The sequence below is a fragment of the Allobosea sp. 01N443 genome (assembly GCF_056399325.1).
In genome coordinates, this window is record NZ_JBFTRC010000245.1 from 1 (window position 1) to 7,338 (window position 7,338).

Here is a 7,338-nt window from a genome sequence, read left to right on the forward strand (position 1 = left end):
TGCTTGCTTCAGGGGCTCGGACGCCGATTTTGCCAAGAAAAGTCACGGCATTAAGTTCCGAGGGCTCCCACCAATCTGCAATTACGCCGAACACGGCCAAACGTCCGTTGTGGGCAAATCGATGTTCCTTGAGGATTTGCGCCTGTTCGGCCTTCTTCAGCGTCGGGACTTCTCCCCACACGCCGTCCAATACGGCGATGGCTACGTGTTTCTGGTTGGGGCCGATGATCTTGAACGCAGAGTATCGCCCGGTTTCCGCCGGTGCGAGCGTGGAATAGGGCCTGGTTCGAAAAGCGTAGACAGTCCCCGCCGGGGGTAGGCCCTCGTGCGAGGGGGCAGCGACAGGTTCATCCGTGTCGGCGAGTGTGCGCAGGCATGATGTCGCGACCATGGGCATCCTCCGACGGCAGCGTGCCAGAAGGATGCAATGTCCGCCATGGCCCTGTGGGCCAAATTCACCGTCACCGGAAGTCGCGCGTCTTGACCCTGATCGGATCGAGTTCGAGTCAAGCTGCTGCTGGGGGAAGGCCCACAGCACAGGATCGGCCCCCTAAACAGCCAGAGGTTTCAATACCGACGAAAGGATAATGGCATCGGCCATGGTGCTGCAGGTAGGAGAGTGGCGTCGCGGGGAGGGAACGCCGTGATGAGAGCCGGCAGCGTTCCATCAGATGAACGCGCCGGCTCAATTCTCAAGGCCCCCGGCGGATAACCGCAGCGCGCGCGTCGCTTCGCGAGAAGGCAATGACTCCGAGGAACATTGAGTAGTAACATCCGTTTCGGTGGGGGCTGCGCGCTAAACTTGGCCCAGGGCGTCAAGGTGCTGCCATGAAAGACGGAAACGGAAATCCTCTTTCGCCGGAACAAGAGGCTGCAATCCGGAACGGAGCGCTCTCCGTAAAGGAACACACTGAGCATGGCCTTGCTGAGGACCTAGTTGCCAGGACCGCTCGGAAGCATGGGGTGGGAATAGACGCGGTAGAGGTCGCGTTAGCAACGCTTCGCCGCGGTCATGGCAAGATGGCCCAATTCTCTCATCCTGAGTTTGGTGGGATGGCCCAATGGATCGCCGGCGGGATGAGCATGGTCGGAGACATGTTCAATGCCGCGACAAGGGGAAGCTTGATGGAGTGCTTCACGACCTAGCTGATGGGCTCCAGAGGGGCGAAATCGAGATGGATGTGGCAAAGCGCGCAAGCAAAAGCCATCCAGCGCGGAGCAACGAATTAGGCTGGCCCGCCGAGTTTGGTCTCCCAGCGACAGCGGGAAGCCAAAACGACATGCGTTATGCCTTCTTTCCGACCGCCCGTCGGCTGATCATCGACGATGGAACCAAACGGACGGTTTATGACACCGGTGAGCACATGATCTCCGGGGTCTCGCAACAGCAGAGTGCCGACCGAACGACGACGTTTCAAAGCCAGCTCGGCGCGGTAAATATTGGAGACCTCCCAATCCTGCGTTAGCTCGAGCGAATTCCCGTGCGGGATCGGGTGGCGAGAGATGGACTTCGACTAGCTGCTCAGCCTACGTCCCCGCCGATACCGCCAACGATGGCGGGCGTTCGTGTATCCACTCGTTGTAGTCACCAGCGACAGTTCTCGCGGACCGGCCGGATGGATTCCTGGATGCCGTCGAGTTTGAAGTATGCTTCGCCGGTCCGAAGACTGGTCTCACCCCGAACAAAGTAATCTTCGGCGTCAAGGAGAGCCTTTACGAGGGTAACCAAGCCGCATGTCGAATACTGCCTCAATGTGTGTCGCGGCGGGGAGGCTTGGATGGCGACGATCACCTACGCGGAATGGCTCAAACAGCTCGAGAGAATGGAGCGAGAGCAACGCGACCACTATGCCGCCAACCGCGAGAAGGAAGGCGAAGCGGTCGGCAGGCAGATCGAGCAATGGATCGTTGAGGGTCGCGCTGAGGGATTCTGTGCGCCGGATGGGCGCCCGCTTTCGCGGGTCGTGACACTCGCAACGGCGTCCGGATGAGAGCTTGTGTCGGACTGAGTTGAGCGCTGCCGCGCGCAACCAACGTGGCTAGCACCGCGCGACTGCTCGTGATGACGTCCTTCGGATGGAGCTGTTCCGTCGCGAAGGATGTGTCAGCCGCGGGAAGCTGCGTATGAGTTCATTCGTCGCGTGGGGGCATCACATGCTTGCGGGCAATCCCGTCAAGGCTGTCTGGCTGCGCGCTGCGATCGTGCTGGCGCTCGCTAGGCTCATCGTCATCCCGATCGCCGTCAAATAAGAGCGCGGGCCGGCAGGGAGCTGGGGGGCTTGATCCAGCCGGCCGGCTGCCCAGCGAGCCCGGACAGCCACCGAGCCTCGCGGCTCGGCCGCACGATCATCATCGGCCGAAAGGGAGGGATGGCAAGGTGTCCGAGTGCGACTTCCCTCAGTTCAATGCATGATGCCGGACCCACGTTCGAGGAAAGCCGGCGTCCCTTCGTTCTCCACAGTGAGTCAGAACTCACGGTGGGCGTCCTGGCCAGTAGCGAAGAGATCATCCCACGCTGGTCGAGTTCGACGCAACCCCTTGGTTCGACGAGGCCGATCCGGCCGCCATTGCGCTTCTCGCCAAACGGGGCTGGTCGGCGCCGTGGGTCGCTGACGCCCTCGAGCTCCGGACTGGATATGAAGCGATCAGCGAACTGATCCGCTACGCGCGGGATCGGCTGGAGATCGAGTCGAGGGAGGATCCATCCTGGCCGACATTCGAGTGCCGTGTCGATGGCGCCGAGGCGACCGCATGGCTCGATCGACATCGACCCGATATCGCAACTGAGCTCCGCCCGCGCCGCTTCGGGTGGTCGAGAAGAGGTCCATGGTTGATCGCGAGCGCGTCGTTGCCGGGCGCCAGTCTTCGTGTGCCATTGCCGCGCGAACGCGATCGGACACGACCGCGACGGGACCGCATCAATACCAATTCAGCTAGCAGCCTTGGCCGCGAACCTCGGCGATCAGATCACCGGCCGCCCGGAACGAGTAGCCTACCACGTCGCCGTCCGCGTGGATCCAATCCCGATTGGCCCGTGCAGACCAGAACTCCCGGGCAGTGTCGTCGTCGTTAAGATCTAATGCACGTCTGACAGCCCTCTCAAAAGCCGCATGTGGTTCTATCGCTCGATCAGACCTCGACGACACAGAGGGGATCGAACCACGGATTTTCTCGATCACCGTGAAGATTTGGATAGCCAGCCTGATTGCCAGGACGCGGGTGCGGTCCACTCGGTAGTCGTGTGATCCGTGATCGTGGCCGTGGACCCAGAGTTCGGGCTGGTTCCCTCCATCAGAGCCGCAGCCCGGAGCCGGGGGCGCCCTATACCTATGTGACGACGAAGACATTCCTGGCGGTCTTGGGTCTCGCCAGCCTGCGCGACCTGCCCGATCTCGAGAAGCTCGAGGATGCGGGCCTGCTGAGCAAGGACACGCTGCTGGCGAGGCGATTCCGACGAGCGGCGCCGACGTTCTCCCCCTTTGATGACCGGGATCCGAGCGGTGGAACTGAGCCTCGCCTCTGACCTGGGATCGTTCAGCCGTACTCAAAAGTCTGGATTGGCGCGCTTGAAGACGAGCCGGCCCGCTCTAAGGTACGAATGTGTGTTGAGGGAGAGTTGCGATGGCCTACCGCCCCCACGATGTCATGTTTGCTTTCGCCAAGACAAGAAACGGCACGCACGTTGCGCTTGCGATGCAAAAACACCCCTACCGGAAAACGCCGAACGAGTTCGAGATCGAAGGGGTCGATCTTGACACTGAGCTGTGCCTGCAAAACGGCTTTCTCCCCGTCGGGCCAAGGGTCTGGTCATTGGTCGGTGATATCGACCAAGAAATGGCGGTCGCGTTTTTGACGGGTCTTGGCTTCGTTTACGACCCTCATATCGCGGCGCGGGATCGGGCAACGGATGTCGTCGAGGGTCGCTCGACTAAGGAGATCCTCGGTTTCTACCGCGCCGAATGGCTTGTGATGGTCGTAACGTCGGTCGCGCTGGCGTCTTGGGTTGCGATTTGAGCACTGTGATGGGGATCGACGCCGTGGTGGCCGGCCGGCTTGTCAGCACGCCGCAGCCCGGCTTTGCCCTGCACCAGCTGACCTAGGGCGGCGGCGCCGAGGGGAGGGCGACGCAGAACGCGACAGCCTCCCCTTTGATGACCCGGATCCGAGCGGTGGAACTGAGCCGAGAGCATGTCGGCGGATCCGCCCGGGCCCTCGCATTCAATCTGAGGCCTCACTCGGCGCGAAGATTCTCGGCTGACGCTTTGCCCGACCGCCTGTCTGGCACGAGCTCGTAGGAGATCTTTTGTCCTTCGCGCAGGTCGCGCATGCCCGCTCGTTCGACCGCGCTGATGTGAACGAAGGCATCCTGGCCGCCATCGTCCGGCTGGATAAAGCCAAAGCCCTTGGTCGAATTAAACCACTTCACTGTTCCCGTCGCCATAAGCCACCTTTTAATTAATCGACAAGCCAGCATCGCACGACGCTCGAATTGCGCAAGCCGAAGTGTTGACGTCATGCCGTAGGCTAAGGTGATTGGCATTTTCTTGTTGGAACAGCGTATCTCTCGATTCTCGGTAGACTGGATTGGCGTTATAGGGTTGGCAGCCGTCACCACAGAGTGACGCAACTGGTTAAGCACCTTATCGCCCCGTCGTTGCGAGACACCCCGACGGGGCGGAATCTTTATTTGTGTTGGCCGGGCTGACAGGTCGGTCGTTCCCAGGCGTTGATGGCCCGAACAGGGCAATGGCGAGCACGAGATTAATAAATAGAAGTTGCCGGCGACTGAGCAAAGCCACGGTAATCCAAGAACCAAAATGGAGAGGGGAAGCTCTGAGACCTCAAAGGCCGCGATCAATTCCCGGCTACCACGGCCGCGATTGATCCTGACCCGCGTCGAATAGAGCTTCCCCTCCCACTTCCCCAGCCTAGGCGGCCCGATGGCTGCTCCGCAAGAAGCAGGGATGCCGGAATGTTATCTAACCGTTGCCCGCAGACCCATGCGAACAGCAGCCAGATACTTGTTCTTCTCAGCCAAACCCAGCTTCGAGGTAGTTGCGACGGTGTCCACTGGAGTAAAACCGACGCCAGCTAACCTGCGGGGGCAATGGTGGCGGGTGATGCGTCCGCGCGGCTGGCTCAGGCGGCATGTCGCGCCCGAGTTGGGGTCATCGCAACTGACGGAGTGGACGTCGGCGCCGATGAGATCTCCGGCACGGTCTACGTGTTCCGGCCACGGTCCACCGAGCGATCAAGCTCGTTCGATAGAAAGCAGAAGCCTTTCGCTGCCTATAAGAAAAAGGCCCGGCTTGCGCCGGGCCTTCCTTGGAGACGTAGAGAGACTTGGACGATCAGAAGTCCATGCCGCCCATGCCGCCGCCGCCCGGCATAGCCGGCATGGCGTCCTTCTTCGGCAGCTCGGCGATCATCGCYTCGGTGGTGATCAGCAGGCCGGCGAYCGAAGCCGCGTCCTGGATCGCCGTGCGCACGACCTTGGTCGGGTCGATRATGCCGGCCTTGACCAGATCGCCGTACTCRCCGGTCTGGGCATTGTAGCCGTAGGCGTAGTCCTTCGACTCGAGCAGCTTGCCGACCACGACWGCGCCGTCATCRCCRGCGTTGTCSACGATCTGCTTGGCCGGGGCCATGATCGCCTTGCGGACGATCTCGAYGCCGGTCTTCTGGTCGTCGTTCTGGGTCTTGATCGACTTGACGGTCTGGAGCGCGCGCAGGAGCGCCACGCCRCCACCCGGCAGGATGCCTTCTTCGACCGCAGCGCGGGTCGCGTTCAGGGCATCGTCGACGCGGTCCTTCTTYTCCTTGACTTCGACYTCGGTCGCGCCGCCGACGCGGATCACCGCGACGCCGCCAGSGAGCTTGGCCAGACGCTCCTGGAGCTTCTCGCGATCGTAGTCAGACGAGGTCTCCTCGATCTGCGCCTTGATCTGCGCAACGCGGCCCTCGATGTCCTTCTTCTTGCCGGCGCCGTCGATGATCGTGGTGTTCTCCTTCTCGATACGCACCTTCTTGGCGCGGCCGAGCATGTYGAGCGTCACGGTCTCGAGCTTGATGCCGAGGTCTTCCGAGATCAGCTGACCGGCGGTCAGGATCGAGATGTCCTCGAGCATGGCCTTGCGGCGATCGCCGAAGCCCGGAGCCTTGACGGCCGCGACCTTCAGGCCGCCACGGAGCTTGTTGACGACGAGGGTGGCGAGAGCCTCACCTTCCACGTCCTCGGCGATGATCAGCAGCGGCTTGCCGGTCTGAACGACGGCCTCGAGGATCGGCAGCATCGCCTGGAGCGACGACAGCTTCTTCTCGAAAACGAGGATGTAGGGGTCCTCGAGCTCGRCRACCATCTTCTCGGCATTGGTGATGAAGTAGGGCGAGAGATAGCCACGGTCGAACTGCATGCCTTCGACGACATCAAGCTCGGTCTCGGCGGTCTTGGCCTCCTCGACGGTGATGACACCCTCGTTGCCGACCTTCTGCATCGCGGTGGCGATCATCTTGCCGACCGAYTCGTCGCCGTTGGCCGAGATGGTGCCGACCTGCGCGACTTCCGCGTTCGARGTGACCTTCTTCGAGTTCTTCTTCAGGTCCGTGACGATGGCTTCGACCGCGAGGTCGATGCCGCGCTTCAGGTCCATCGGGTTCATGCCGGCGGCAACCGACTTCAGGCCTTCGCGCATGATCGCGGCGGCGAGCACGGTGGCCGTCGTGGTGCCGTCACCGGCGGCGTCRTTCTGCTTCGAGGCSACTTCGCGCACCAGCTGGGCGCCCATGTTCTCGAACTTGTCGGCGAGCTCGATCTCCTTGGCGACGGTGACGCCGTCCTTGGTGATGCGGGGAGCGCCGAACGACTTGTCGATCACGACGTTGCGGCCCTTGGGACCGAGCGTGACCTTGACGGCGTTGTTGAGGATTTCGACGCCGCGCAGCATCCGGTCGCGCGCGTCGGTGGAGAACTTGACGTCTTTAGCAGCCATGCGAGCTACTCCTTAATGAAAACGGGGAATGGAGGTCGCGTGGCGTTCAGCCGACGACGCCCATGATGTCGGATTCCTTCATGATCAGGAGATCCTGGCCATCGATCTTGACCTCGGTGCCCGACCACTTGCCGAAGAGGACGCGATCGCCCTTCTTGACGTCCAGGGCAACGAGCTTGCCGGCTTCGTCGCGGGCGCCAGGGCCGACGGCGACGACTTCACCCTCTTGGGGCTTTTCCTTGGCGGTTTCGGGGATGATGATGCCACCCTTGGTCTTCTCTTCGCCATCAAGGCGACGGACCACGACGCGGTCATGCAGCGGACGGAACTTCATGGTTCTGTCTTCCTC

The 7,338-nt window shown here is 61.7% G+C and carries 8 protein-coding genes and 1 pseudogene; 5 read left to right on the top strand and 4 right to left on the bottom strand.

What is annotated here, in order from left to right; genetic code table 11:
* A partial coding sequence (locus AC1DRP_RS33170) for a hypothetical protein (protein ID WP_476770748.1) occupies window positions 1-391 on the bottom strand: 391 nt, incomplete at its 3' end.
* Window positions 392-1,280: 889 nt separating this feature from the next.
* Between AC1DRP_RS33170 and AC1DRP_RS33175 the strand changes: the two genes are divergently transcribed.
* The 5 genes and pseudogenes from AC1DRP_RS33175 (at window position 1,281) to AC1DRP_RS33195 (ending at window position 4,014) form a co-directional block, all read left to right on the top strand.
* Complete coding sequence (locus AC1DRP_RS33175; protein ID WP_476770749.1) at window positions 1,281-1,466, top strand: hypothetical protein; 186 nt, start codon at window positions 1,281-1,283, stop codon at window positions 1,464-1,466.
* A gap of 312 nt (window positions 1,467-1,778) precedes the next feature.
* Complete coding sequence (locus tag AC1DRP_RS33180) at window positions 1,779-1,991, top strand: hypothetical protein (RefSeq protein WP_441509179.1); 213 nt, start codon at window positions 1,779-1,781, stop codon at window positions 1,989-1,991.
* 133 nt (window positions 1,992-2,124) lie between these two features.
* Window positions 2,125-2,250 (top strand): hypothetical protein, encoded by a 126-nt coding sequence (locus AC1DRP_RS33185; protein ID WP_441509178.1) that lies wholly within the window; start codon window positions 2,125-2,127, stop codon window positions 2,248-2,250.
* Window positions 2,251-3,298: 1,048 nt separating this feature from the next.
* Window positions 3,299-3,523 (top strand): annotated as a pseudogene (locus AC1DRP_RS33190) (SMC-Scp complex subunit ScpB); the annotation flags it as partial.
* A 98-nt stretch (window positions 3,524-3,621) separates the two neighbouring features.
* Window positions 3,622-4,014 carry a hypothetical protein gene (locus AC1DRP_RS33195; protein ID WP_476770750.1) on the top strand — a complete coding sequence of 131 codons (393 nt, stop codon included), beginning with the start codon at window positions 3,622-3,624 and terminating at the stop codon, window positions 4,012-4,014.
* Between the two features lie 217 nt (window positions 4,015-4,231).
* On the opposite strand, the gene AC1DRP_RS33200 is transcribed toward AC1DRP_RS33195, so the two are convergent.
* The 3 genes from AC1DRP_RS33200 to groES form a co-directional block, all read right to left on the bottom strand.
* Entirely contained in the window at window positions 4,232-4,441 is a 210-nt protein-coding gene (locus tag AC1DRP_RS33200; protein WP_441509217.1) for a cold-shock protein, read from the bottom strand.
* A 910-nt stretch (window positions 4,442-5,351) separates the two neighbouring features.
* The gene (gene groL / locus AC1DRP_RS33205) at window positions 5,352-6,989 is read right to left on the bottom strand and encodes a chaperonin GroEL (RefSeq protein WP_476770751.1); all 1,638 of its coding nucleotides are present in this window, start codon (window positions 6,987-6,989) and stop codon (window positions 5,352-5,354) included.
* Window positions 6,990-7,035: 46 nt separating this feature from the next.
* Window positions 7,036-7,323 (bottom strand): co-chaperone GroES, encoded by a 288-nt coding sequence (gene groES / locus AC1DRP_RS33210; RefSeq protein ID WP_055727595.1) that lies wholly within the window; start codon window positions 7,321-7,323, stop codon window positions 7,036-7,038.
* Window positions 7,324-7,338: the final 15 nt, after the last annotated feature.